The organism is Micromonospora sp. WMMD961, assembly GCF_029626145.1.
Classification (GTDB): domain Bacteria; phylum Actinomycetota; class Actinomycetes; order Mycobacteriales; family Micromonosporaceae; genus Micromonospora.
Map to the genome: position 1 here is coordinate 1,470,634 of NZ_JARUBJ010000002.1, position 22,291 is coordinate 1,492,924.

Sequence of the window (22,291 nt, forward strand, 5' to 3'; positions counted from 1 at the left end):
CGGCGTGTGGGAGCACCCGGCCATAGCGTCCGAACCATGGAGTTCCGCGAGCGCGCGATCTTGAGGGAGGCGGCCGTGCAGGCGACGCAAGGTGTGGTGTTACCGGGCGAGCGAACCCCGGTCACTGTGCACACCGACCGCTGGCGGGCTGGGCTACCGCCGGGCGCGTGGCCCGCCGGCCTTCCGGCGAACGGCCAGCTCTGGCGGCGCGACGTCTTCGCGGTCGCCGACGCCTACCGGGCCGGGTCCGCGAGCCCACGGCAACTGCTGACCGCCGTGCTGGTCTGGGCCTACGGACCCATCGGGTACGGCCCGTGGCGTGCCGCCAGGTCACTCGACGCCGACCCGGACGGCAACCGCCTGGCGTACGCGCTGGAAGGGGTGGCCACGCCAGCACCCGACGAGGCCGCGCTGGGTACGGCGTACCGCCGCTTCCGCGACCCCGACCACGCTCGTCTGCCGTGGTTGGGGCCGGGCCTGTGCACGAAGGTCCTCTACTTTGCTGGCTACCGGCGCGGGGTGGGCGGTGTGCAGCCGTTGATCCTCGACCGTGTCGTGGCCAGCCATCTCCCCGCTGAGGCGGGGGTCGGCCGCGGCAACGGGTGGTCATCCGAGGAGTGGCTGGCCTACCTGCGGTGGGCGGCCGAGCAGGCTCGGGTCAGGGAAGTGGAGCCGGACGCGGTGGAGATGGCGGTCGTGCCCGACCGGTGAGAGGGCTATCGGGCGGCGCGGAGACGGGTGTCCAGCGCGTCGAGGTCGTCAACGAACCAGATCTGCCCACCCTGGTTCGACTCGTGCACCAGGGCGCGCAACGCGGAGCTCTCCGCAAGCTGCGCCGAGATGTCGCCGACGACGGCCAACCGCACCCGGTAGTTGACGAACTTCTGCATCACGTCGCCGGCGAAGCGGGTGCCCAGCGAGAAGAAGCGCTGGTCGAGCCGGTTGGCCGGGACGGCCACCACCTGGGCGCCGAGGAACGCCGCGCCGATCAGGTCCAGCGCGTCCTGCTCGGTGGCCAGTGGTGGGCCGTCGGGGTCGCAGACCAGCACCGGCACGCCGCCGCGTTCGTGGATCTGGTCAGGCATCGGAGACCTCCCGGTCGAGCAGGCCGTTGTCGGCGTTGAGGACGGCGTCGAGCAGGTGCAGCAACTCGGCGGTGGCGGCCGGGCCACCCAGGATGATGATTTTCATGCGGTGGCGTTCCTCGTCGTGCACCGTCTGCACCCTCAGCGGCCGGGCCTGGTCGTGGCCGGTGTTGGCGCTGGTGAGCACGAGCGTGCCGAGCCGGTCGGCGGCGGCTCGGTCTACACCATCGATCTGCACGATGCTCGACACCTCCGCCTGGCCCCTGCCCGGGCTGACGGCCGGAGCCTGCCCGGTCAGGGCGTCGAGATCGCTGGCGGCGATCCGATACTGCTTACCGATCCGCACCGCCCGCAGCCGGCCCGAGCGGATGTAACCCCGCACGGTGCGCACGTGCAGGCCGAGCCGGTCCGCGACCTGCTCGACCGAGTACATGTCTTCCTTCATCACTCCCTAAACTACCCCTTGCGTGCCTAACAAGCGAGGATAGGGTCTGATTCGTTTACGACATCAGCTCCATAGGCTTCCCGACCCGGGTGCGCCACCTGCGGCTGCTCGAACAACCCGCCCGCCCCTGTCGGACGGTTCCAGTACCGTCTGGAAACCATGGACGCGCGGCGCGGCGACGCGATCATCGGACGGGACCACCCCGCGGGTCTGCTGCGCGCCGAGATGGACCGGGCGGCGACCAGCCACGGCGGTCTCGTCCTGGTCACCGGCGAGCCGGGCATCGGCAAGACGACCCTCGTCACGGCCGCAGCCCGGGAGGCCCGGCAGCGTGGCGCGCTGGTCCTCGGCGCCGCCTGCTGGGATTCCGACAGCGCCCCCGGCTACTGGCCGTGGGTGCAGGTGCTTCGCGGCCTGCGACGCTCCGCCGACGACTGGGCAGTGGCGCGGCAGTCCGCGGAGCCGGCCCTCGCGGCCCTGCTCGGCGAGGCCGACACCAGTGGCGAGCAGGCTGGCCGCGCCGCCAGTTGGGCCGGCGTCGACACCGGCGGGGAGGTCGTCGACCGGGAGGCGTTCGCGCTGTTCGACGCGGTGACCGCCGCGCTGGTCGCGGTCTCCCAGCACCGGCCGGTCGTGGTGGTCCTCGACGATCTGCACTGGGCCGACCCCGCCTCACTGCGGCTGCTCAGCTTCGCCGCCCAGCACACCTGGTTCGAGCGGCTACTGCTGATCGGCACCTACCGTGACGCCGAGGTCGAGTCGGGAGAGCATCCGCTGCGCTCGCTGCTGATGCCGCTGGTCGCGAAGGCCACCAGCATCACCCTCACCGGGCTGGCCCGCGACGAGGTGGCCGCGTTGATGACCCGGACCGCCGGGCGGCAACCCGACGCCGGCCTCGTCGACGAAGTACACCGCCGCACCGGCGGGAACCCGTTCTTCATCGAGCAGACCGCGCGGTTGTGGCACGCCGACGACGCGGCCGACACCATCGCCCCCGGCGTACGGGAGGCGGTGCGCCGCCGTCTGGCCCAACTGCCACCGGCCGTGGCCGAGGCGCTCACCGTCGCCGCCGTACTCGGTCGCGAACTCCACCGTCAGGTCCTGGCGGCCTGCGTGGCGGCCCCGGTGGCGCAGGTCGACCGGCTGCTCGACCGGGCGGTGACGGCTCGGCTGATGGTCGCCCGGGGCGGCGGCCGGTTCGCCTTCGCCCACGACCTGGTCCGCGAGACCCTCTACGACGGGTTGTCCGACGACGATCGGCAGGCCCGGCATGGCGCGGTCGTTCGGGCGGTCGACCACGTGCGGGAACTCAGCGATCAGCTGATCCCCGCCGACCTGGCCCGCCACGCCTATCTGGCCGGCCCCGCACTCGACCGGGCCCGGGTGGCCACGTTGCTGGTCGCCGCCGGGCGGGACGCGTTCACCCGACTGGCCGCCGACGAGGCGGCGGTGCACTTCCGTCGGGCGTTGGAGGTGGTCGAAGACCCGGTGCAGCGAGTCCGGGTCCTCATCGAGTTCGGGGAGGCGCAATACCACCACGCCTCCCGGGACGAGGCCACCCAACTGCTCACCGAGGCGGGGGCGCTGGCCCGCACACTCGACGATCCGGTGCTGCTGGCCCGAGTCGCCCTCATCGTGAACCGCGCGCGGCAGGTGGAGATCGCCCACTCGGTCGAGGCGGCCGAGCTGGTCCGCGAGGCGTACCGGCGGTTGATCGGCGAACCGGCCGCCGGCGCGTCGGTCGGCACGCTGGTCGCCGACCTGATCACCGCCACCGAGACGATCGCCCGTCGAGGGCAGGACGACGAGGCGCTCACCTTCAGCCTCTGGGCCCGCCACGACACCACCTGGGGTCTGGGCACCGCGAAGGCCCGCGCCGCGCTGACCGCGGAAATCCGCGATGTGGCCCGCCGCACGGGAGACCGGGAAACCGAGCTGTGGGCCACCTCGCTGCGCTGGGTGGCACTGCTGGAGCTGGGCGACCCCCGCTTCAACGAGGAGTTCACCACCTTCGTCGGCGCGGACCGGGAGGGCGACCTCACCCGACACCGGATGGCAGCAGCCGTCGACAGCGGGATCATCGCGGCCTTCCGGGGCGACTTCGCCGAGGCCGACAAGAGGTTCGGCGACATCATCGACGTCGCCGATCCGAGCCATGCCGAGTTCGGGTTCATGGGCCACCACCTGCGCTGGTCGCGGCTGCTGCTCCAGGGCCGGTTCGCCGAAGCCGAGACCCTGCTGGACGGGCTCACCCCGATCGACTACCCCTACCACGAGTTGCTACGGGCGATCACCGCCGCCGAGCGGGGTGACGACGAGACGGCGATCCGACTGACCGCCGGGATCGAGGCCGCCACCATCCGGTACCCCCGCCCGGTGTCACCGCTGTGGTTACGGTTACGTGCCCAGGTCGCCGCCGCGTCCGCCGACCCGCAGCGCTGCGACACCGCGCGAGCCGCACTCGCCCCGCACCGTGGCGAATGGATGGTGGGCCTCTTCGGCTGCGACATCAGTGGCCCAGTCGACCACTGGCTGGCGCTGATCGACTCCGCCCAGGAGCGCTGGGACGACGCCATCGCCGGCTTCACCGCCGCCCGTGACTCCGCCGACCGGCTGGGCTCCCGGTCCTGGTCGGTTCTCGCCCGCGCCGGCATGCTGAACGCCCTGGCCGGCCGAGGCCACCCGGGCGACGCCGCGACGGTGGCCGGGCTGCGTGCGACCACCGCACAGGAGGCAACCGCTCTCGGCATGACGCAGGTGCTGCACCGGATCGCCGAACCGGCGCCCACCGGCGCGGCCGAGCAGACCGCCACCGCACGCCGGACCGCCGCGCCGGGGCAGGCTGTCCCGCCGGCCAACACCGGGCCAGGCCAGGCTTTCGCGCCCGGTCAGGTCGCGCCGGTCGCGCCAGCGATCGAGGGGTACGAGTTTCGGCGCGACGGGCCGGTCTGGCAACTCGCGTACGCGGGGGTCGTCGTGCACCTGCCCGACGCCAAGGGCCTGCACGACCTGCACCTGCTGATCAGTCGACCGGGCAGCGACGTACCCGCCGTGGAGTTGCTCGACCCGGCGGCCGGGCCGGAGCTGGTCGCGGCCCGGCAACTGGGTGCCGACCCGGTCCTCGACGACGAGGCGAAGGCCCGCTACCGGCGGCACCTGGCCCGCCTCGACGAGGAGATCGACCGGGCCGCCGCGCGCGACGACGACCGGAAGGTGGCCGTGCTGGACGCGGAGCGGGGTGCGCTGCTCGACGAGTTGCGTGCCGCGGCGGGGCTGGCCGGTCGCAGCCGCCGCCTGGGCGACGAGGCCGAGCGGGCCCGCAAGACGGTGACCGCGCGGATCCGGGACACGCTGCGCAAGCTCGACGGGCGGCACCCGACCCTCGCCGGCCACCTGCGCGAGTCCGTCTCGACCGGCAGCACCTGCCGCTATCTACCGCCCGAGCCGCTGCGCTGGCGGCTCTGACAATACGACGGGCACCGCCACAGCCGTGACGGTGCCCGTCGTTCTGACCAGTGTCAGCGGCGGTTGTACCTGTACATCGTCAGGGTGCCGAAAACGGCCAGGAAACCGGCGCTCCACACCAGCAGCCACATCGTGGCGGACGGGTCCGACTCGCCGCTCATCGCGCCGCGGATCGCGGCCACCAACTGCGTCACCGGGTTGACCTTGACGAACGCCTGGAGCCAGCCGGGCATGGTGCTCGGGTCGACGAAGACGTTGCTCAGGAACGTCAGCGGGAACAGCACCATCATGCTGACTCCCATCACCGACTTCTCGCTGCGCAGGATCAGCCCGAAGAACGTCCACACCCAGGAGAACGCGAACGAGAAGACCACCAGCAGCCCGATCCCGACGGCCGCGCCGACGACCCCGCCAGCGGGCCGGAACCCGAGCGCCAGCCCCAGGCCCAGGATCACCAGCGCGGCGAGAATGTAACGCAGCACGTCGCCGAAGATCATGCCGACCAGGGCGGACGGCCGCCAGACGGGCAGCGTCCGGAACCGGTCGAAGATTCCCTTCTCGATGTCGGTGTTGAGGCCGATACCGGTGTACATGGTGATCATCACGACGCTGGTCACCATGATGCCGGGCAGGAAGAACTGCAGGTATTCGCGCGGGCTGCCGGCGAGGGCGCCACCGAACAGGTACGTGAACATCAGCACCATGATGATCGGGAACGCGGTCACGTCGAAGAGCTGCTCCGGCACGTGCTTGATCTTCAGCATGGCGCGCCAGCCGAAGGTGAGTGACGCGCCCAGCGCGCTGGGCCGGGGCGGTCGGGCGCCGGGCGCGAGCACCGTCGCCAGCGCCTCGGCGGACGGGACGTAGACGGACGGGGCCCGTTCGGTGGTGGTGGTCGTGGTGTCGCTCATCGGGCTGCCTCCAGCTCGTCGTCGCGTTCGTCGGCGGGCACGGCGGGGTGGTCGGTCAGGGCCAGGAAGACCTCGTCCAGGCTCGGCTGGCCGAGGGAGAAGTTGTCCACGACGATGCCGGCGCGGGCCAGGTCGCTGAGCACGCGAGCGGCCTGCGCGCTGGCGTCGAGGTCGGTGCCGGCCTCACCGACCCGGGCGGTCAACGCGACCGGGTCGGCGGCGAGCTGCACCGGCACACCGAGCGCCTCGCGGAGCACCCGCTCCGCCTCGGGCCGCTGGCCCGGATCGCGTAGTCGCAGGTGGACGGTGCCGGAGCCGACCGACGACTTCAACTCCCCCGGGGTGCCCTCCGCGATCACCCGGCCGTGGTCTACGACCGCGATCCGCCCGGCGAGCTGGTCGGCCTCGTCGAGGTACTGGGTGGTCAGCAGCACCGTCGTGCCGTGCGACACCACCGCCCGGACGATCTCCCACACCTGGTTGCGGCTGCGCGGGTCGAGACCGGTCGTCGGCTCGTCGAGGAAGAGCAGATCCGGGGTGTTCAGGATGCTGGCGGCGATGTCGATGCGCCGCCGCATCCCACCGGAGTACTTCTTCACCTGCCGGTCGCTCGCGTCGGTCAGACCGAACGCGGCGAGCAGGGCCGCCGCGCGCTCCCGGGCGGCCGGCTTGCGCAGGCCGAGCAGGCGGGCCAGGAGCACCAGGTTCTCCGTGCCGGTCAGGTCCTCGTCGACCGAGGCGTACTGGCCGGTGAGGCTGACCCGGGAACGGACCTTGTCGGCCTCGGTGACCACGTCGTGACCGAAGACCCGGGCCGAGCCACCGTCGGGCCGCAGCAACGTGGCGAGCACCCGGACCGCTGTGGTCTTGCCCGCGCCGTTCGGCCCGAGCAGGCCGTAGACGGTGCCGGCCGGCACCCGCAGGTCGATCCCGGCCAGCGCCCGGGTGTCCCCGAACGAGCGGGTGAGCCCCTCCGCCTCGATGGCCAGCCCGGTGGTGCGTCTACTCATTGTTCTTACCTTCCGTCGGACGTGTTCAGGAGACGTAGGGCCGAGCCGCCCGGCCGTCGCGCAGGGCCAGACCCCACCAGCGGAGCTGGTCGAGCAGGACACCCGCGTCGCGGCGCAGCTCGTCGGTGCACTGCACGGTCGGCTCTCCGGCGAGCAGGTCGATCCCGACGACGTCGCGCACCGTCATCGCGTGCAGCGCGGTGAAGACCGTGCGCAACTGGTCGACGGCGTGCAGGCCGGTGGACCGACAGCCGTACGACACGAAGCCGACCGGTTTGGCCTGCCACTCGTCGTACGCGTAGTCGATTGCTTGTTTCAAGGGTGCCGGAAAGCTGTGGTTGTACTCGGGGGTGACCACGACGAACGCGTCCGCCCGGCCCACCTCGCTGACGAACGCCCGGACGGACGCGGTCGGCTCGGCGGGATAGCTGGCCGGGAAGTCGTAGTCGGTCAGGTCAACGACCGTCACCGCCAGGTCGTCGTGCCGCGCGGCCTGGTCGACGAACCAACCGGCGACCCGGTCGCCGGCCCGCCCTTCCCGGGTGCTGCCGACGATCACGGCGATCCGCAACTGTGTCATCGCCACCCCCCTTCCATCCTGAAGGCGCGAGATGACGAAACGCGCCCGCTAGATCAGATCTAGCGGGCCCGGATCGGGGCGGAATGTCGGCGCCGTCGGCTTGACTGGGGTCGACGAACAGGGGGCGGGATGGCACAGGTACGCATCGAGCCGTGGCACGAGGACGACCTCGACCTGCTGCGGCAGCTCAACTCACCGGACACCCGCAAGCACACCGGTGGCCCGGAGACCGACGAGCAGGTGCTCGCCCGGCACGACCGGTACGTGCACTTTGCCGACAGTGGGCAGGGTTGCATGTTCACGCTGGTGCTGCCAGACGGGGCGCGGGCGGGCAGCGTCGGCTACTGGGCCCGCGAGTGGCGCGAGCAACCGGTGTACGAGCTGGGCTGGGCGGTGCTGCCCGCGTACCGGGGAAAGGGCCTGGCCACCGCCGCGGTGCTCGCGGCCCTCGACGCGGCCCGCACCCGGCGGGACCGGCGCTACGCGCACGCCTACCCCTCGGTCGACAATCTCGCCTCGAACGCGGTCTGCCGCAAGGCGGGGTTCACGCTGCTCGGCGAAACCGGTTTCGAATACCCGCCGGGGCGGATGATGCGGGCCAACGACTGGCAGCTCGACCTGACCGCCCCACCGGCCGGGAGCTGAGGCCGGCGGGGCGGCCGGTGACAGGTCACCAGGTGGTGTCGAGGCGGTGCCGTTGCTCGGCGGTCAGCTCCAGGTCGACCGCTGCCAGGCTCTCCTCCAGTTGCGCCACCGACGAGGCGCCCACCAGCGGGATGCACGGCAGCTCGCCGCCGAGCAGCCAGGCGAGCACCACCTGGTTGACCGTCGCGCCGGTCTGCCCGGCCACCTCCCGCAGCGCGGCCAGTCGCCGGGGCGCGCTCGGCAGGTCGTACGCCGAGCTGAGCGGCTTGTCCGCCCGGGTGAACGCCCCCTTGAGCAGCGGTGAGTACGCCACCAGGGTCAGCTCCGGCTCGGCACGCAGGTAGCTGAGCAGGTCACCGCCGACGCCGCCCGGCTCGCCATCCGGGTCCAGTTCGCTGACCAGGTCCGTGCGGCTCGGCAGGTAACTGCGGTGGTACTGGAGCACCTCGTACCCCGGCAGGCCGGCGGCGGCGGCCAACGCGCGGGCCCGCTCCACCCGCCAGGCCCGGTGGTTGCTGGCCCCCAGCAGACCTACCGTGCCCTCGGCGACCAGTTCGGCGAAGCCCTCCACGGTCTCCTGGAGTGGCACGGTCCGGTCCTCGATGTGCGCGTACAGCAGGTCCAGCCGCTGCACCCCGAGCCGTTCCCGGCTGCGCTGCGCGGACTCGCGGATCACCTTGGCGGACAGCCCTTCGGCGTTGTCCAGGTAGCTCGTCCCCGGGGCCAACGGGCGGGCGCCCAGCTTGGTGGCGATGACGATCTCGGTGCCCACGCCCCGGCTGCGCCGCCACCGGCCGAGCAGCTCCTCGCTCTGCCCGCCCTGCCCACCGTCCACCCAGAACGCGTAGTTGTCCGACGTGTCGATGAACGTGCCGCCGGCCTCGACGTACCGGTCCAGGATTGCGTACGAGGTGGCCTCGTCGGTGGCGCTGCCGAAGAGCATCGCGCCGAGGCTGAGCACGCTGACCTCGCGCCGGGTCGCCGGATCGGTGCCGATCGTGCGGTGCCGCATGGGATCTCCTCTCACGCGCCCTACCGATGGGCGCACAGATCACCCTGCAAGCTGGAGCGCGCTCCAGGTCAAGCGCGGACTTTCGCGGCCCGGGGCCGTAACTGCCGCGAGCGCCGCACCGCACGGGTGCGGTACGGCGCTCGCCGGGACATGACCCGCCGGACGGCGGGCTCGGGTCAGTTGGGCAGGTAGGCGAAGGTGTCCGGGTTCGGGCCCTGCCGCCCGGCCTCGCCCTGGTTCAACGCGGTGATCCGCTCCATCGCCACGTCGTCCAGCTCGAAGTCGAAGATCCGGGTGTTCTCCTCGATCCGCTTCGGGGTGGTCGACTTCGGGAAGATGATGTCGCCGCGCTGCACGTGCCAGCGGAGCACCACCTGCGCCGGGGTCCGGCCGATCTGCTCGGCGAGGTCGACCACCGTCGGGTCGTTGAGCACCTTGCCCTGCGCGATGGGCGACCAGGCCTCGGTGAGGATGTTGTGCGCCTGACCGTAGGCGCGAACCTCGTCGTTGGTGAAGTACGGGTGCGCCTCGATCTGGTTCACCGCCGGCACGACGTTCGCCTCGGCGGCCAGCCGCTCCAGGTGCGCGACCTGGAAGTTCGACACGCCGATCGAGCGGGCCCGGCCGTCGCGCTGGAACTCCTCCAGCGTCTTCCAGGTCGAGACGTAGTCGCCGTCGTACAGGGTCGGCAGCGGCCAGTGGATCAGGAACAGGTCGATGTAGTCCATCTTCAGCGCCGCGAGCGTCGAGTCGAACGCCCGGCGGGCGTCGTCGGGGCGGTGGAAGGCGTTGCTCAGCTTGCTGGTCACGTAGACCGCGCTCCGGCCGAGGCCGGACACGCGTACCGCCTCGCCGACCTCGGCCTCGTTGCCGTACATCTCGGCGGTGTCGATGTGCCGGTAGCCCGTCTCCAGGGCGGTGGTCACCGCGGCGACGGTGTCCTTCGGCTCGATCTGGAACACCCCGAAGCCGAGCTGCGGAATGGTGGTGCCGTCGTTCAGGCTGATGTCGGGAATGGTGTTGGCCACTACGGCTCCTTCGCGTCATCGTCGTTGCCTGTCATCCATACCCGGGTGGCCTGTCGAATCACCGCACATCGGGAGGTGACGAGCGCAACGTCGGAATGGTTCACCCGGTCGTGTCGAAGAGCACCGGCCAGGGCCGCGCCGCCGGTGCCGACGTCGCGGCCGGCGTGGCGGGCTCGGCGTCGGCCAACACCTCGGCGGCGAGCTGCCCGAACATCGAGGCCGCCGGGTGCGCCGACCGGTCCGGCCAGGCCGCCGAGGTGCGTTTCGCCAGTGGCGCGTCGACGATCGGCCGCCAGGCGATCCGGGGCTCGCGACGGGCGACCGCCGCCGGTTCCACGGCCACCCCACCCCCGGCCAGCACCAACCCGAAGAGGAACTCCGGGTTACGGGCCGGGCGCACCCGGGCCGGTCGCCAACCGTGCTGTCGGCACACCGCCAGCAGGTGGTCGTGCCAGCCGGGCGCGGTGGCCCGGGGGACGGCCACCAGATCCAGACCGGCCAGCGCCGCGAGCGCCACCTCCCGACCGCGGGCCAGCGGCGAGGTGCGCGGCAGCAACACCCCCAGGGGTACGTCCACCGAGGCGCCGAAGCGCAGCCCGTCCGCCGCCACCGGGTGATGCACCAGCCCCACGTCCAGGGTCCGCTCGGCGAGCATGCGTACCTGCTCGGCAGTGGCCAGCTCGTGCAGCTCCACGTCCAGGCCCGGCGCCCGGGTGGTGAGCCCGTCCAGCAGCGCCCGCAGCGTCACCGCGGGCGTCTCCGGCGGCACCCCGGCCCGGAGGACGCCCAGCTCACCGGCGCGGACCTGGCCCATCAGGTTGCGCAGCCGACCCTCACCGGCGAGCAACTCCTCCGCCTCACCGAGCAGCAGCTCACCGGCGGTGGTGAGGCGTACCTGGCGGCGGGACCGGTCGAACAACTCGACCGTCAACTCCCGTTCCAGCCGCTGGATCGACTGGCTCAGCGGCGGCTGGGCCATCCCGAGCAGGTCGGCGGCCCGCCCGAAGTGCAACTCGTGTGCGACGACCACGAAGTGCCGCAGGTGCCGGAGCAGATCCACGGCCGCGACCCTACGCCAGCGCTGGTGCCGGGCCGCTGGATAGCGTGCTGCCGTGGACGTGGACGAACGCATCGAGGGCATCTTCGCCACCGCCGGGGTGACCGCCAGCCTGCACGCCGTCGACCTGGACGCCGTGGACCTGCACGCCGCCGACCTGGACGCGGCCGGCCGGGCGGGCGCTGCCCGGGAGGTCGGGGTGCGGGCCGACGAGCAGGTGGTGATCGCCTCGATCTTCAAGGTCCTGCTGGTGCTGGAGTTCGCCCGGCAGGTCGAGGCCGGCCAACTCGACCCGACCGAACGGGTAGTGGTCACCGCCGCCGACCGGCTCGGCGGGTGGGGACTGGCCGGCTGCACCGACGACGCCGAGGTGTCGCTGCGCGACCTCGCGTACTTCGCCATGTCGGTCAGCGACAACACGGCCGCCGACCTGCTGCTGCGCCGGGTCGGTGCGGATCTGCTCCCGATGCTCGCCGCCGAGCTGGGGCTGACCCGTACCCGCGTCCGGGGCGGCCCGCGCGAGCTGGTCGAGCTGATGCTCGCCGACGTGGGTGCCCGGACCGAGGCGGACTTCGCCCGGATCTTCCCCACGTTGCCGCCGGATCGGATCCGGGCGATGCGGGTCTTCGACCCCGAGCAGACCACCTCCAGCACCCCCCGGGAGATCACCCGGCTGCTCACCCTGATCTGGCGGGACGCGGCCGGGCCGGCGGCCGCCTGCGCGATGGTCCGCACCTGGATGGCCCGGCAGATCTTCTGGACCCGGCTGGCCGCCGGGTTCCCGCCCGGTGTCCGGGTCGCCGGTAAGACCGGCACCCTGCCCGGCCTGCACCTGGAGGCCGGGGTCGCGGAGTACCCCGACGGCGGCCGGTACGCGATAGCCGTCTTCGCCCGTGCCGACCAGTTGGCGTCGCGGCGGATCGACGTGGACCTGGCGATGGGAGAGGCCGCCCGGACCGCCGTGGAGGCGCTGCGCCGCGACTGATTTCGTGCCCGTCGGGCGCTGGCGCACGACCACTGGGCAGGCCCGATATGCGGCGGCGTATCGGAGCTGATCGCCCTCGATCTTGGACCGGGGCCGGGTCGCGCTGGTTGGCTCGTGCCGACCAATCGCCCGACCACGGGGAGTACACCCGCATGCCCAGCCTCGACCGTCGACGCTTCCTGCGCGACACCGCCGCCACCACCGCACTGGTCACCGCCGGAGGGCTCGCCGCCGGCCCGATCACCCCGACCCAGGCCGCGCCGCCCGCCACCACACCCGCCCCGACAACTCGCCGCAAGGGCGCGGTCAGCTTCCGCTGGTGGGGTACGGCCGGCTGGCGCGTCGACATCTCCGATCGCACGGTCCTCGTCGACCCGTTCCTCAGCCGGATCGACACCGGGCTGTTCAGAGGCGCGTTCAACCCGGCCAAGGCGTTGACAGTGCGCGCCGACGTGATCGACCCGCGCGTCGACCGGGCCATGACGGTGCTGGTCACGCACACCCACTGGGACCACTTCATGGACGTGCCGTACATCGCGAAGCGCACCGGCGCGCGGGTCTTCGGCACGCTGACCGCGTACCACCTGGGATTGGCGTACGGGCTGCCGTCGACGCAGCTCAGCGCCGTGAAGGGGGGCGAGGTGCTGGACTTCGGCGACCACTCCGTCGAGGTGGTCGGCTCGCTGCACAGCCGCAACGCGTCGTACTCGGTGGCCTTTCCCGGGGTGCGGGTGAGCCAGCCCGCGCAGCCGACGACCATCGCGGACCTGCCGGAGGGCGACACACTCGGCTACCTGCTGCGGGTCGACGGCGGCCCGTCGGTCTACTTCACCGGGGCCAGCGACGTCGCCGAACGGAACCTCACCGGCCTCGCGCCCGACGTGGCGATGGTGGCCATGCAGAGCGCCACCACGACCGGCGACTACCTGCCCCGCCTGCTGGCCGGGCTGGACTACCCGAAGGTCGTGGTGCCGGTGCACTACGACAACTTCGAGACGGAGTTGAAGAACCCACCGCCGGTAGCCGAGACCGACCGCACCCGGTTGAACGAGATGATCGCGGCGATCCGCCGGATCTCGCCGCGCAGCCGGGTGCTGGTGCCCGAGTACGAGACCGCATACCACTTCTAAGCAGCGCCGGTGGGGGTCGCGGGGACGCCACCCCCACCGGGGTCAACCGGCGGACAGCTCGGCCAGGGCCCGCACCGACTTCCAGTTGCGGGTGGTCGCCAGGACGCCGAGTTTCTTCTCCAGGTACGCGTTGGTGAACTTCGACCGGCCGTAGCCGCCGTCGACGTAGTGCAGGTAGACCTCCCGGCCGGTCACCGTGAACGACACGTTCTCCCCACCGGGCACGGTCAGCGCATCCGCAGCGGACTTCGCCGGCGCGGTCGCCAGGAAGGCCACCAGCAACCGCGTCGGGTCGTCCTCCCGGTCGGCGTACGGGTTGCCGCCGGCCACCGCCGCCAACTCCCGGCCACTGCGCACCAGCACCGGCACTGTCAACGCCAGCTCGTCGGTGAGCGCCCGCCCGATCCCGGCGGCCAGCTTCTCCGCGTCGCGCACGGCGCTGTCGAAGGCCACGTTGCCGCTCTGCAGGTACGTCTTCACGTCCTCGTGCCCGAGCTCGGTGACGATCCTGCGCAGGTCGGCCATCGCCAGCCGGGTGGCGCCGCCGACGTTGACCCCGCGCAACAGTGCGACGTACCGGGTCATTGCTCCTCCTCGGGTGGCGGCCAACCGGCTCAGCGTAGGCCGCCCGGCCCCACCAGGCCCGTCTCGTAGGCGACGATGACCAGTTGCGCGCGGTCCCGGACTCCCAGCTTGGTCAGCAGCCGACCGACGTGGGTCTTGACAGTGGCCTGGCTGAGACTGAGGTGCGTGGCCAACTCCGCGTTGGACAGACCCCGGGCGATCAACGCGAGCACCTCGCGTTCCCGTTCGGTCACCCCGTCCAGGTGACGGGGCAGCGGCCGGGTCGGCTCCGGTCGCCGGGCGAACTCGTCGATCAGCCGGCGGGTCACCGTCGGCGCGAGCAGCCCCTCACCGGCGGCGACCACCCGGATGCCGGTCAGCAGGTCCGCTGGTGGGGTGTCCTTGAGCAGGAACCCGCTGGCTCCGGCGCGCAGCGCACCGTAGACGTACTCGTCCAGGTCGAACGTGGTCAGGATGATGACCCGGGTGCCGGCCGTCGCCGGGGCGGCGCAGATCCGTCGGGTCGCCTCGATGCCGTCCATCTCCGGCATCCGTACGTCCATCAGCACCACGTCCGGCCGGTGCTGGCCGGTCATCGCGACGGCTTGCACACCGGTGCCCGCCTCGCCGACAGTGGTGCAGTCCGGGGCGAGATCGACCAGCAACCGGAAGCTGCCGCGCAGCAGCGCCTGGTCGTCGGCGATCAGCACGCGGATCACGCGGCCACCCGGTAGGGCAGGCTCGCCGTCACCGCGAAACCGCCGTCCGAGCGTGGCCCGGCGCGGAACTCCCCACCGTGCAACGCCACCCGTTCCCGCATACCGATCAACCCGTGCCCCTGCCCACCGGTCCCGACCGGACGCCGGCCGTCGTCGGTCACCTCCACCCGTACCTCGCCGGGCGTGACGGTCACCGTAGCCCGGCAGGCGGCCGGGGCCGCGTGCTTGACCACGTTGGTCACCGCCTCCTGCACGATCCGGTACGCCGCCAGGCCCACCGACTCCGGGACCACGATGCCCGGTGCCTCCCGCCGGACGTCGAGGCGTACGTCGACACCGCCGATCGCCGCCTGCCGCGCCAGCGCGGGCAACTCGTCCAACCCGGGTGTCGGCGCGTACGAGGTGCCCTCCCGCAGGACGCCCAGCACCCGACGGACGTCGGCCAGGGCGTCGCGGCCGGTCTGCTCGATCACCCGCAGGGCGGCGCCCGCCTCGCGGGGGTCCGCCTCGGCGACGTGATTGGCGACGGCCGCCTTCACCACGATGAGGCTCAGCGTGTGGGCGACCACGTCGTGCAGCTCGCGCGCCACCCGCAGTCGTTCCTCCGCGGTGGCCTGCCGGACCAGGTGGTCACTCTGCCGCGCGGCGAGGGCCCGTCGTTCCCGGACCAGCCACCCGATCACCCAGGCAGGCGCGATCATGACGACGGCGTAGACGACCGCACCGGTGCGCGACCAGAGATCGCCCGCCGTCAGCACCAGGGCGACGCTCACCAGCGCGAGACAACACACTGCGCAGAGCATCGACCGGCGGGTGGTCGTCGACACCGCGACCGTGTAGAAGGACAGGCCGATGGCGAGCGCCGGCGCGGCGGCGGCGAAGTTCGGGACCACCCCGGTGATCAGGGCGACGGTGGCGACTGAGCTGATCACGGCGGCCACCGTCATCGGCCACCGGCGGCGTACCGCCAGCGGCAGCCCGAGGGCCATCCCGACGAGCACGGACACCCAGAGCGGTTCGCGTACGCCCCCGTGCAGCGGTGACTCCAGTGCCGCGTACGGGCAGAGCAGCCCACCGACCGCCACCGCCAGCATGGCATCCACGATGTACAGATCCACTGGCCGCAGCCGTCGGGTCAGTAGGAGAGCGGTCACCTGTCCGACCGTAACGGCCGGCTGGCCGGGCCGCGTCCACCCACGGGCGGTCATCCCGGAGGACGACGTGCCGGCAGCTCCGGGCCTTCGACTCCACCCGGGGGAGGGGCGGAAACTGTCCGCGCCGGCACGACGCGCGGCACCTGCCCCAGTCGGCACTGTGGTGGTCATGACCACACACACGGTGACCCTGACGGGGCTGCGCGCGGTGTACGGCACCGGAACCCGGCGGGTGACGGCGCTGGACGGCGTGACGACGAGCTTCGCGAGTGGGACGTTCACGGCGGTGATGGGCCCCTCCGGCTCGGGAAAGTCCACCCTGCTGCACTGCGCGGCGGGGTTGGACAGCCCGACCGAGGGGACCGTCACGATCGACGGCGTCCGCCTCGACGAACTCGGCGAGGACGACGTGACCCGGCTGCGGCGGGACCGGATCGGGTTCGTGTTCCAGGCGTTCAACCTGGTGTCCACGCTGAGCGCCGCGCAGAACGTCGAGTTGCCGTTGCGGCTGGCCGGTCGCCGCCCACCGGCCCGGGACGTCACCGCCGCCCTCGACGCGGTGGGACTGGCCGACCGGGCCGGGCACCGGCCGAGCGAGTTGTCCGGCGGTGAGCAGCAGCGCGTCGCAGTGGCGCGAGCGTTGATCACCCGCCCGGCGGTGGTCTTCGCCGACGAGCCGACCGGGGCGCTGGACAGCGGGGCGTCCCGGCAGGTGCTCCGGCTGCTGCGCGCGCTCGTCGACGACCACGGCCAGACCGTGGTGATGGTGACCCACGAACCCAGCGCCGCCGCGTACGCCGATCGGGTCCTCCTGCTCGCCGACGGCCGCGTCGTCGACGAGTTGGCCGGCGAGATCTCCGCGGCGGTCGTCGCCGCGCGGATCGCCGAGCGGGAGGCGGACGCGGCGGGCTCGTCGCGGCACTCCGTCGAGACGGCCGGGGAGCGGTCATGCTGAGCGTCCGGCGGTCGACCAGCGCATTCGTGGCCGTCGCCATCGGGGTCGCGCTGGTCGCGACCGCCACCCTGCTGCTCGCCTCCGGACGCCCGCAGGTGCCGGACCGGCTGGCACGGGCCGCGGTGGTGGTGCAGAGCCCCGAAGCGGGCGCCTCGGCCGACCAGTTCGTCCCGACCCGGCCGTGGTCCGCCACCACGGCGGCGGGACTCGTCGGCAGGCTGGCCGGTCTGCCGGGCGTCGTGGCGGCGGTACCGGACCGGACCTTCTACGCCCAACCGCTCGTCGACGGCAGACCCTCCGCCGCCGACAGCCGGCGGGAGGACGCCCAGCAGGGACACGGCTGGTCCAGCGCACAGCTCGGTGGATTGCGCCTCACCGCCGGCGAGCCGCCGCGCAGGACCGGCGAGGTGGTGGTCGACCGCGCGCTCGGACTGCGCACCGGCGCGCCGGTCACAGTGCTGACGGCGGCGGGGCCGGAGGCGTACACCGTCACCGGTCTGGTCGACGGGCCCGGCGTCCATGTCGCGGACGAGGTCGCCGCCACGCTCGCCCCCGGCGTCCGGGCCATCGGGCTGGTCCTCGCGGCGGACGCCGACCCGGAGCGGGTCGCCGCGACGGCTCGCGGTGTCGTCGGCGGCGACGGTCGGGTGCTGACCGGCGAGGAGCGCGGCGCGTTGGAGCCGCGCAACGACGCCCGGACCCGGTGGATCGGCATGCAGGTGCTCACCGCCACGGCAGCCCTCGCCGGCTTCGTCACGGTGTTCGTGGTCTCCTCGACCTTCGCGTTCACCATCACGCAGCGCCGCCGCGAGCTGGGCCTGCTGCGCGCCGTCGGCGCCACCGGACGTCAGGTCCGCCGCATGGTGTACGCCGAGGCGCTCGTCGTCGGCGTCAGCGCCGGGCTGGTCGGTCTGCTGGTCGGCGTGGTGCTCGCCCCGGGGCTGGGTCGACTGCTTGTCGACGTCGGCTACGAACCGGCGACCTTCCGGGTCCGCTACGCCCTCTGGCCGGTCGCGGTCTCGCTCGCGGCCGGGCCGGTGATCGCGTTGTTGGCGGTCTGGTCGGCGTCGCGCCGGGCGGCGCGGGTCCGCCCGTTGGAGGCGCTCCGCGAGGCCGCTGTCGAGCAGCGACCGATCGGGCGGGCCCGAGTCGCCACCGGGGCGCTGCTCGTCGCGGCGGGAATCGCCCTGAGCGTCGGCACGGCGACCGCCGACGAGGCCCGCGTGGCGGCGTCGTACGCCCTGTACGCGGTGATGGCCCTGGTGGCCGGTGCCACAGTGCTCTCTCCGGTGGTGGTCGGGCCGGTGGTGCGGCTGCTGCGGTTGCCGGTGCGACAGCCCGGTGGGGCGATCGGGATGCTGGTCCGGGCCGGGGCGTTGACCGCCACCCGGCGGACCGCCTCGATCGCCGCGCCGGTGCTGCTCACTGTCGCCTTCGCGGTGCTGGTGTCCGGGATGGTGCGGACCACCACCGCCGCGTACGCGGCGGGTCGGGCGGACAACGTGAACGCCGGCTGGATCGTCGTACCGGACCGGGCGCCCGGTCTGTCGGACGCGGCGGTCGCCGCGACCGGCGGGACCGCCCTCCTGCCGACCACCGTGTTCCGCACCGATCCCGCGACGCAGACGGTGAACCGGCCGCTGACCGCGCTCGGTGTCGACCCGACGGGTTTCGCTGCCGCGAACCGGGCGCTCACCGTCGTCGCCGGCTCCCTGCAGGACCTGCGTGGCGACGACACGGTGGTGGTCACCGCCTCGGCGAACCTGCCGCCGTCCGCGCCGTACGAGCTGGTCTTCGCCGACGGGACGGCGGTGTCGCTGCGCGTCGTCGCTGTCGTCACCGACAGTTCGCTCCCCGGCGACCTGCTCGTGCCCCGGGCCGTGGTGCGGGCGCACGACCCGTCCGCGTTGACCTCCACGGTGTACGTCCGGGACCGGATCGATCCGCCGGTCGGCGCGCGGATCGTCGACGTCGCCACCTGGGCGGCCGAGGCGGACGCCGCCGAGGACCGTCTCGTCTGGCTGTTCACGCTGCTGCTGATCGGTGTGTCGGCCGGCTACGGGGCCATCGCGGTGGCCAACACGCTGCTGCTGTCAGCCGCCGGCCGGGTCGCGGACCTGCGGCTGATCCGGTTGGCCGGGGCGACCCGACGGCAGGTCGTCTGGTTGGTCACCGCCGAGTCCGCCCTGGTGGTGCTGATCGGCGCGCTGCTCGGTGGCGCGGTCGCGTTCGTCGGTCTGCTCAGCATCCGCGCCGGCCTGGCCGAACAGGTCGGCGCGTCGGTCGACCTGGTGGTGCCCTGGTCGGTGGTCGCCGGTGTGGTGGGGCTGTGCCTGCTGCTAGCCGTGCTGGCGAGCGTGTTGCCGACGTGGCGGTCGCTGCGGCACCGCCCCGCGCGGGCCCCGGTCGGCGTCGTCGGATGACCCGTCCGCTCATTCGACGACCGGCAGCACGACCTCGTTGCGGCGCAGGAACCACGGCTTCCACGGCAGGTCGAAGCGTGCGTACCGGACGGCGCCGGTGGGTTGCAGCCCGGCCGCGGTCACCGACCGGCCGAGCATGGTGGCCCGTTGGCCGAACGTCTGCTCGGTCCACCGCCCGGAGAAGCGCATCGCCGCCGCCAGTTGTGCCGCAACCTCGCGGACCCGTACCCGGGCGTCCACCGGCTCGGGCACGGTCGCGGCGGTGAGGGTGGCCGGCAGGACGAACTGGATCAGGTACGCGCCCGGCCAGTCGCCCTCGATCTGGACCACCGGAACGGTCATGGCGATCTTCTCCGAGCCGCTGACCGCCGAGGTTGTCGGCTCGGCCGCGCCGACCGGGTGGCGGGCCCGGTTGGCGCCGCCGAGGTAGCCGGCCAGCGGTCGGAACGCCTCGATCGGCGCCCGGGTGAACGAGGCCTGGACCTGCATCTCGGCCACCAGGTGCGCGGGGTAGCGACGCAGCTCGAACCCGGGGTGTCGGGACACCACCCGGTACGGCTGCTGTTCGGTCATCGTGCGGCTCCCACTGTCTGCTGGGACCGACGCTACCGCCCGTCCGGCTCCCGCTCGGCCGAAGTCGACTGCTCCGGCTCCGCGGTCACCGCCCGCGCGGTCAGCCGCCAGTACTGCCGCTTGTCCTCGTCGCGCAGCACGACCCCGAGCAGGCCCAACTCCCGCCGCAACTCGCGGGCGTCGTCGCGGCGGTCCCGGTCGATCGCCCGTTCGCGGGCCCGCAGCAGCGCGTCCGCGCCGGCCGGCAACCCGGGCAGGTCGGGCACCCACAGCCGGTACGCCGACCGGTGCGGGTCGTCGTCCGCCCAACCCCAGCCGTGTGTCCGGAACGCCGCCGCCAACTGCCCGGCCGGCAGGTCCGTCGGCTCCCGGACCAGTTCCGCGCCGTCGCCGTCGAGCAGCACCAGGTGCTTGTCGGCGAGGAAGACGACCCGGGTGTCGACCCGGGCGACGGCCCGCTCCTGGTCGGAGCGGCGGAGCCGGACCTGTGCCGGGTCGACGGTGACGATCAGCCGTTCGGCGGTGCCGATCCCGGCGATGACCAGGCCGGCGAGGACTCCCACGGCGACGGTGCCGGCGGTGGCCTGCGGCTCGGGCAGCCGGTCCAGCCACTCGACCAGGTCGCCGAACGGCACCCAGGGCAGCCGGTTGAGCCAGCCCGTCGCCGCCGCGAGGAGCCACCCGGCGCCCGCGCCGAGGAGCGGGAAGCCACCCCACAGGATTGCCAGCTCCAGCGGGCCGCCGCTGACCACGGTGCGGGGTCGGTAGCCGGCCGTGTCCATGGTCAGGACACCTCGCGGCGCAGCGTCCGGAACAGCCCGGCGGCCAGCGGCAGCACCATCCAGACCAGCAGGGACACCGCCATTCGTCCCCACTGCTCGCCGGTGACGTGGCTGGTGAACAACGGCTCCATGGTCCGGCTGGTGTCCAGCCAGCCGGCCGCACCGCGCAGGGGTCGGACCAGTTCGCCGAGCACCGACCAGAGGGTCGGCAGCAGCAGGTAGCCGACGATGGCCAACGGCGGGTTGAGCAGCAGCAGGCCGAAGGCGGCACCCATCAGCACGCCGGCGACCTGGACGATCGCCCCGTTCACGATCAGCGTCGCGTCGACCTGCCAGGTGCCCGCACCGCCGGTGGCGGACGCCACGAGCGTCCCGACGCTGGCGACGGCCACTGTGACCAGCACAGAGGCGAGCGCGGCCAGCACCACCGCGATCAGCTTCGCGGCCACCACCCGCTCCCGCCGGGGCACCAGCGCGTACGTGGTGAGGGCGGTGCGCTGGGACCACTCGCTGGTGATCGACAGGATGCCCAGCACCGGCAGGAGCACGTTGACGGGCAACAGGGAGGTGACGAAGAAGGTGAAGAAGGTCTGTTCGGAGTCCTCGGCGTAGATCAACAGGAGGGTGACGATCGCGACGACGACCAGGCCGATGGTGATCAGCAGCCAACGGCCGGCCCGGGTGTCGACGAGCTTGCGCAGCTCCACACCGGTGAGCCGGAGCAGCGACGGGCGGCGTACCGGGGCACGGTGGTGGGGCGCGACAGCGGTGGCGGGCGCGGTGGCGGTGGTCATCGGACGGCCTCCTTGGTGGATTCGCCGGCGGTCAGGGTGAGGAAGAGCTGTTCGAGGCCACCGCCGCCGGCGGGGCGCAGCTCGGCCAGCGCGACACCGGCGTCGGCGGCGGCCTGACCGACCGCTTCCGCGTCGGCCTGCACGAGCAGGCCGTCAGGGCTGTCGGCAGCGGTCAGGTTGGCGGCGTCCAGCGCCCGGCGCAGCGCCGCGCCGTCGCGGGCCCGGACCACGGTCCCGCCGCCGGCCAGCAGCTCGTTCTTGTCGCCCTGGGCCACGATCCGGCCACCCCCGATCACCACCAGCCGGTCCGCGACCGCCTCCACCTCGCGCAGCAGGTGGGAGGAGAGCAGCACCGTGCCGCCCCGGTCGGCGAAGTCGCGCAGCAGCCCGCGCATCCAGAAGATGCCCTCCGGGTCCAGGCCGTTGGCCGGCTCGTCGAGGATCAACACCCGGGGGTCACCGAGCATCGCCTGCGCCAGGCCGAGCCGCTGCCGCATGCCCAACGAGTACGCCCGTACCCGCCGCTTCGCCGCCACCGCGTTCAACCCGACCAGGTCGAGCTTCGCGGCGACCTCGCGCTTGTCCAGACCCATGGTGTACGCGGACAGCGTCAACGCCTCGCGGCCGGTGCGCCCGGCGTGCTGGGCGGAGGCGTCCAGCAGCACACCGACCTCCCGCCCCGGGTTGGGCAGCTCCCGGTACGGGTGCCCGGAGACGGTGGCGCGGCCGGCCGTCGGTGCGGTGAGCCCGCAGATCATGCGCATGGTGGTCGACTTGCCGGCGCCGTTCGGGCCGAGGAAGCCGGTGACGGTTCCCGGCTCGCACCGGAACGACACGTCCTCCACAGCCGGGTGTGGCCCGTACCGCTTGGTGAGGTTCTCTACGACGATCATGTGGTGCAGCGTGCCGGGGCCGCCCGGCCATCCGCTGCGGCCACCGGTCGGTGCCATGTCGACCTTGGTCGACCGGCGGGT

At 72.9% G+C, this 22,291-nt stretch carries 22 protein-coding genes; 7 read left to right on the top strand and 15 right to left on the bottom strand.

From position 1 onward, the window contains the following. The first annotated feature begins 75 nt into the window (after window positions 1–75). A complete protein-coding gene (locus O7614_RS07055; RefSeq protein ID WP_278137663.1) occupies window positions 76–711 on the top strand; it encodes a hypothetical protein in 636 nt (211 codons plus the stop codon). A gap of 5 nt (window positions 712–716) precedes the next feature. On the opposite strand, the gene O7614_RS07060 is transcribed toward O7614_RS07055, so the two are convergent. After that, complete coding sequence (locus tag O7614_RS07060) at window positions 717–1,085, bottom strand: DUF4180 domain-containing protein (RefSeq protein WP_278137664.1); 369 nt, start codon at window positions 1,083–1,085, stop codon at window positions 717–719. Next, on the bottom strand, window positions 1,078–1,530 hold the full coding sequence (locus tag O7614_RS07065) for a helix-turn-helix domain-containing protein (RefSeq protein WP_278137665.1): 453 nt from the start codon (window positions 1,528–1,530) through the stop codon (window positions 1,078–1,080). Before O7614_RS07065 ends, O7614_RS07060 begins: the two co-directional genes overlap by 8 nt. Window positions 1,531–1,689: 159 nt before the next feature. On the opposite strand from O7614_RS07065, the gene O7614_RS07070 reads away from it, so the two are divergent. Further along, window positions 1,690–4,995 carry an AAA family ATPase gene (locus O7614_RS07070; protein ID WP_278137666.1) on the top strand — a complete coding sequence of 1,102 codons (3,306 nt, stop codon included), beginning with the start codon at window positions 1,690–1,692 and terminating at the stop codon, window positions 4,993–4,995. A gap of 53 nt (window positions 4,996–5,048) precedes the next feature. Here the strand turns inward: O7614_RS07070 and O7614_RS07075 are convergent, their stop codons facing one another. The 3 genes from O7614_RS07075 to O7614_RS07085 are packed head-to-tail and all read right to left on the bottom strand — an operon-like array spanning window position 5,049 to window position 7,496. Further along, a complete protein-coding gene (locus tag O7614_RS07075) occupies window positions 5,049–5,906 on the bottom strand; it encodes an ABC transporter permease (protein ID WP_278137667.1) in 858 nt (285 codons plus the stop codon). Then, window positions 5,903–6,916 carry an ATP-binding cassette domain-containing protein gene (locus tag O7614_RS07080; protein WP_278137668.1) on the bottom strand — a complete coding sequence of 338 codons (1,014 nt, stop codon included), beginning with the start codon at window positions 6,914–6,916 and terminating at the stop codon, window positions 5,903–5,905. The genes O7614_RS07075 and O7614_RS07080 overlap by 4 nt, the downstream gene beginning before the upstream one ends. A 25-nt stretch (window positions 6,917–6,941) precedes the next feature. Then, a complete protein-coding gene (locus O7614_RS07085) occupies window positions 6,942–7,496 on the bottom strand; it encodes an NAD(P)H-dependent oxidoreductase (RefSeq protein WP_278137669.1) in 555 nt (184 codons plus the stop codon). A 129-nt stretch (window positions 7,497–7,625) separates the two neighbouring features. Between O7614_RS07085 and O7614_RS07090 the strand changes: the two genes are divergently transcribed. Then, window positions 7,626–8,141, top strand: coding sequence for a GNAT family N-acetyltransferase (locus O7614_RS07090; RefSeq protein ID WP_278137670.1), 516 nt, complete (start codon window positions 7,626–7,628; stop codon window positions 8,139–8,141). 25 nt (window positions 8,142–8,166) lie between these two features. Here O7614_RS07090 and O7614_RS07095 read toward each other — a convergent pair whose 3' ends face one another. The 3 genes from O7614_RS07095 to O7614_RS07105 all read right to left on the bottom strand — a co-directional run bounded on the left by O7614_RS07095 (window position 8,167) and on the right by O7614_RS07105 (window position 11,241). Beyond that, window positions 8,167–9,153: an aldo/keto reductase gene (locus O7614_RS07095; protein WP_278137671.1), complete on the bottom strand. Its 987-nt coding sequence runs from the start codon at window positions 9,151–9,153 to the stop codon at window positions 8,167–8,169. Between the two features lie 176 nt (window positions 9,154–9,329). After that, window positions 9,330–10,181, bottom strand: a complete 852-nt coding sequence (locus O7614_RS07100; RefSeq protein ID WP_278137672.1) for an aldo/keto reductase — start codon at window positions 10,179–10,181, stop codon at window positions 9,330–9,332. Between the two features lie 100 nt (window positions 10,182–10,281). After that, a complete protein-coding gene (locus tag O7614_RS07105) occupies window positions 10,282–11,241 on the bottom strand; it encodes a LysR family transcriptional regulator (protein WP_278137673.1) in 960 nt (319 codons plus the stop codon). Window positions 11,242–11,293: 52 nt separating this feature from the next. On the opposite strand from O7614_RS07105, the gene O7614_RS07110 reads away from it, so the two are divergent. Then, window positions 11,294–12,223: a serine hydrolase gene (locus tag O7614_RS07110; protein ID WP_278137674.1), complete on the top strand. Its 930-nt coding sequence runs from the start codon at window positions 11,294–11,296 to the stop codon at window positions 12,221–12,223. A gap of 152 nt (window positions 12,224–12,375) precedes the next feature. Further along, a complete protein-coding gene (locus tag O7614_RS07115) occupies window positions 12,376–13,353 on the top strand; it encodes an MBL fold metallo-hydrolase (RefSeq protein ID WP_278137675.1) in 978 nt (325 codons plus the stop codon). Window positions 13,354–13,395: 42 nt separating this feature from the next. Here the strand turns inward: O7614_RS07115 and O7614_RS07120 are convergent, their stop codons facing one another. Genes O7614_RS07120 through O7614_RS07130 form a run of 3 tightly spaced genes read right to left on the bottom strand, consistent with a single transcriptional unit; the run spans window position 13,396 to window position 15,790 of the window. Continuing rightward, entirely contained in the window at window positions 13,396–13,938 is a 543-nt protein-coding gene (locus tag O7614_RS07120) for a DUF1697 domain-containing protein (protein WP_278137676.1), read from the bottom strand. 29 nt (window positions 13,939–13,967) lie between these two features. Then, a complete protein-coding gene (locus O7614_RS07125; RefSeq protein ID WP_278137677.1) occupies window positions 13,968–14,636 on the bottom strand; it encodes a response regulator transcription factor in 669 nt (222 codons plus the stop codon). Next, window positions 14,633–15,790 carry a sensor histidine kinase gene (locus O7614_RS07130; RefSeq protein ID WP_278137678.1) on the bottom strand — a complete coding sequence of 386 codons (1,158 nt, stop codon included), beginning with the start codon at window positions 15,788–15,790 and terminating at the stop codon, window positions 14,633–14,635. Before O7614_RS07130 ends, O7614_RS07125 begins: the two co-directional genes overlap by 4 nt. Before the next feature lie 169 nt (window positions 15,791–15,959). Between O7614_RS07130 and O7614_RS07135 the strand changes: the two genes are divergently transcribed. Next, complete coding sequence (locus tag O7614_RS07135; RefSeq protein WP_278137679.1) at window positions 15,960–16,745, top strand: ABC transporter ATP-binding protein; 786 nt, start codon at window positions 15,960–15,962, stop codon at window positions 16,743–16,745. Next, window positions 16,739–19,168 carry an FtsX-like permease family protein gene (locus O7614_RS07140; protein ID WP_278137680.1) on the top strand — a complete coding sequence of 810 codons (2,430 nt, stop codon included), beginning with the start codon at window positions 16,739–16,741 and terminating at the stop codon, window positions 19,166–19,168. The genes O7614_RS07135 and O7614_RS07140 overlap by 7 nt, the downstream gene beginning before the upstream one ends. Before the next feature lie 9 nt (window positions 19,169–19,177). On the opposite strand, the gene O7614_RS07145 is transcribed toward O7614_RS07140, so the two are convergent. Genes O7614_RS07145 through O7614_RS07160 form a run of 4 tightly spaced genes read right to left on the bottom strand, consistent with a single transcriptional unit; the run spans window position 19,178 to window position 22,210 of the window. Next, window positions 19,178–19,741: a heme-binding protein gene (locus O7614_RS07145; protein ID WP_278137681.1), complete on the bottom strand. Its 564-nt coding sequence runs from the start codon at window positions 19,739–19,741 to the stop codon at window positions 19,178–19,180. A 32-nt stretch (window positions 19,742–19,773) separates the two neighbouring features. After that, window positions 19,774–20,523 carry a hypothetical protein gene (locus tag O7614_RS07150; RefSeq protein WP_278137682.1) on the bottom strand — a complete coding sequence of 250 codons (750 nt, stop codon included), beginning with the start codon at window positions 20,521–20,523 and terminating at the stop codon, window positions 19,774–19,776. Between the two features lie 2 nt (window positions 20,524–20,525). After that, complete coding sequence (locus tag O7614_RS07155) at window positions 20,526–21,317, bottom strand: ABC transporter permease (protein ID WP_278137683.1); 792 nt, start codon at window positions 21,315–21,317, stop codon at window positions 20,526–20,528. Further along, the gene (locus O7614_RS07160; RefSeq protein ID WP_278137684.1) at window positions 21,314–22,210 is read right to left on the bottom strand and encodes an ATP-binding cassette domain-containing protein; all 897 of its coding nucleotides are present in this window, start codon (window positions 22,208–22,210) and stop codon (window positions 21,314–21,316) included. The genes O7614_RS07155 and O7614_RS07160 overlap by 4 nt, the downstream gene beginning before the upstream one ends. Window positions 22,211–22,291 lie beyond the last annotated feature (81 nt).

Excerpts from the sequence above, each read along its gene's own strand:
- O7614_RS07060 (WP_278137664.1), bottom strand. The coding sequence starts at position 1,085 with ATGCCTGACCAGATCCACGAACGCGGCGGCGTGCCGGTGCTGGTCTGC.
- O7614_RS07065 (WP_278137665.1), bottom strand. The coding sequence starts at position 1,530 with ATGAAGGAAGACATGTACTCGGTCGAGCAGGTCGCGGACCGGCTCGGC.
- O7614_RS07070 (WP_278137666.1), top strand. The coding sequence starts at position 1,690 with ATGGACGCGCGGCGCGGCGACGCGATCATCGGACGGGACCACCCCGCG.
- O7614_RS07075 (WP_278137667.1), bottom strand. The coding sequence starts at position 5,906 with ATGAGCGACACCACGACCACCACCACCGAACGGGCCCCGTCCGTCTAC.
- O7614_RS07080 (WP_278137668.1), bottom strand. The coding sequence starts at position 6,916 with ATGAGTAGACGCACCACCGGGCTGGCCATCGAGGCGGAGGGGCTCACC.
- O7614_RS07085 (WP_278137669.1), bottom strand. The coding sequence starts at position 7,496 with ATGACACAGTTGCGGATCGCCGTGATCGTCGGCAGCACCCGGGAAGGG.
- O7614_RS07090 (WP_278137670.1), top strand. The coding sequence starts at position 7,626 with ATGGCACAGGTACGCATCGAGCCGTGGCACGAGGACGACCTCGACCTG.
- O7614_RS07095 (WP_278137671.1), bottom strand. The coding sequence starts at position 9,153 with ATGCGGCACCGCACGATCGGCACCGATCCGGCGACCCGGCGCGAGGTC.
- O7614_RS07115 (WP_278137675.1), top strand. The coding sequence starts at position 12,376 with ATGCCCAGCCTCGACCGTCGACGCTTCCTGCGCGACACCGCCGCCACC.
- O7614_RS07120 (WP_278137676.1), bottom strand. The coding sequence starts at position 13,938 with ATGACCCGGTACGTCGCACTGTTGCGCGGGGTCAACGTCGGCGGCGCC.
- O7614_RS07135 (WP_278137679.1), top strand. The coding sequence starts at position 15,960 with ATGACCACACACACGGTGACCCTGACGGGGCTGCGCGCGGTGTACGGC.
- O7614_RS07140 (WP_278137680.1), top strand. The coding sequence starts at position 16,739 with ATGCTGAGCGTCCGGCGGTCGACCAGCGCATTCGTGGCCGTCGCCATC.
- O7614_RS07145 (WP_278137681.1), bottom strand. The coding sequence starts at position 19,741 with ATGACCGAACAGCAGCCGTACCGGGTGGTGTCCCGACACCCCGGGTTC.
- O7614_RS07150 (WP_278137682.1), bottom strand. The coding sequence starts at position 20,523 with ATGGACACGGCCGGCTACCGACCCCGCACCGTGGTCAGCGGCGGCCCG.
- O7614_RS07155 (WP_278137683.1), bottom strand. The coding sequence starts at position 21,317 with ATGACCACCGCCACCGCGCCCGCCACCGCTGTCGCGCCCCACCACCGT.
- O7614_RS07160 (WP_278137684.1), bottom strand. The coding sequence starts at position 22,210 with ATGATCGTCGTAGAGAACCTCACCAAGCGGTACGGGCCACACCCGGCT.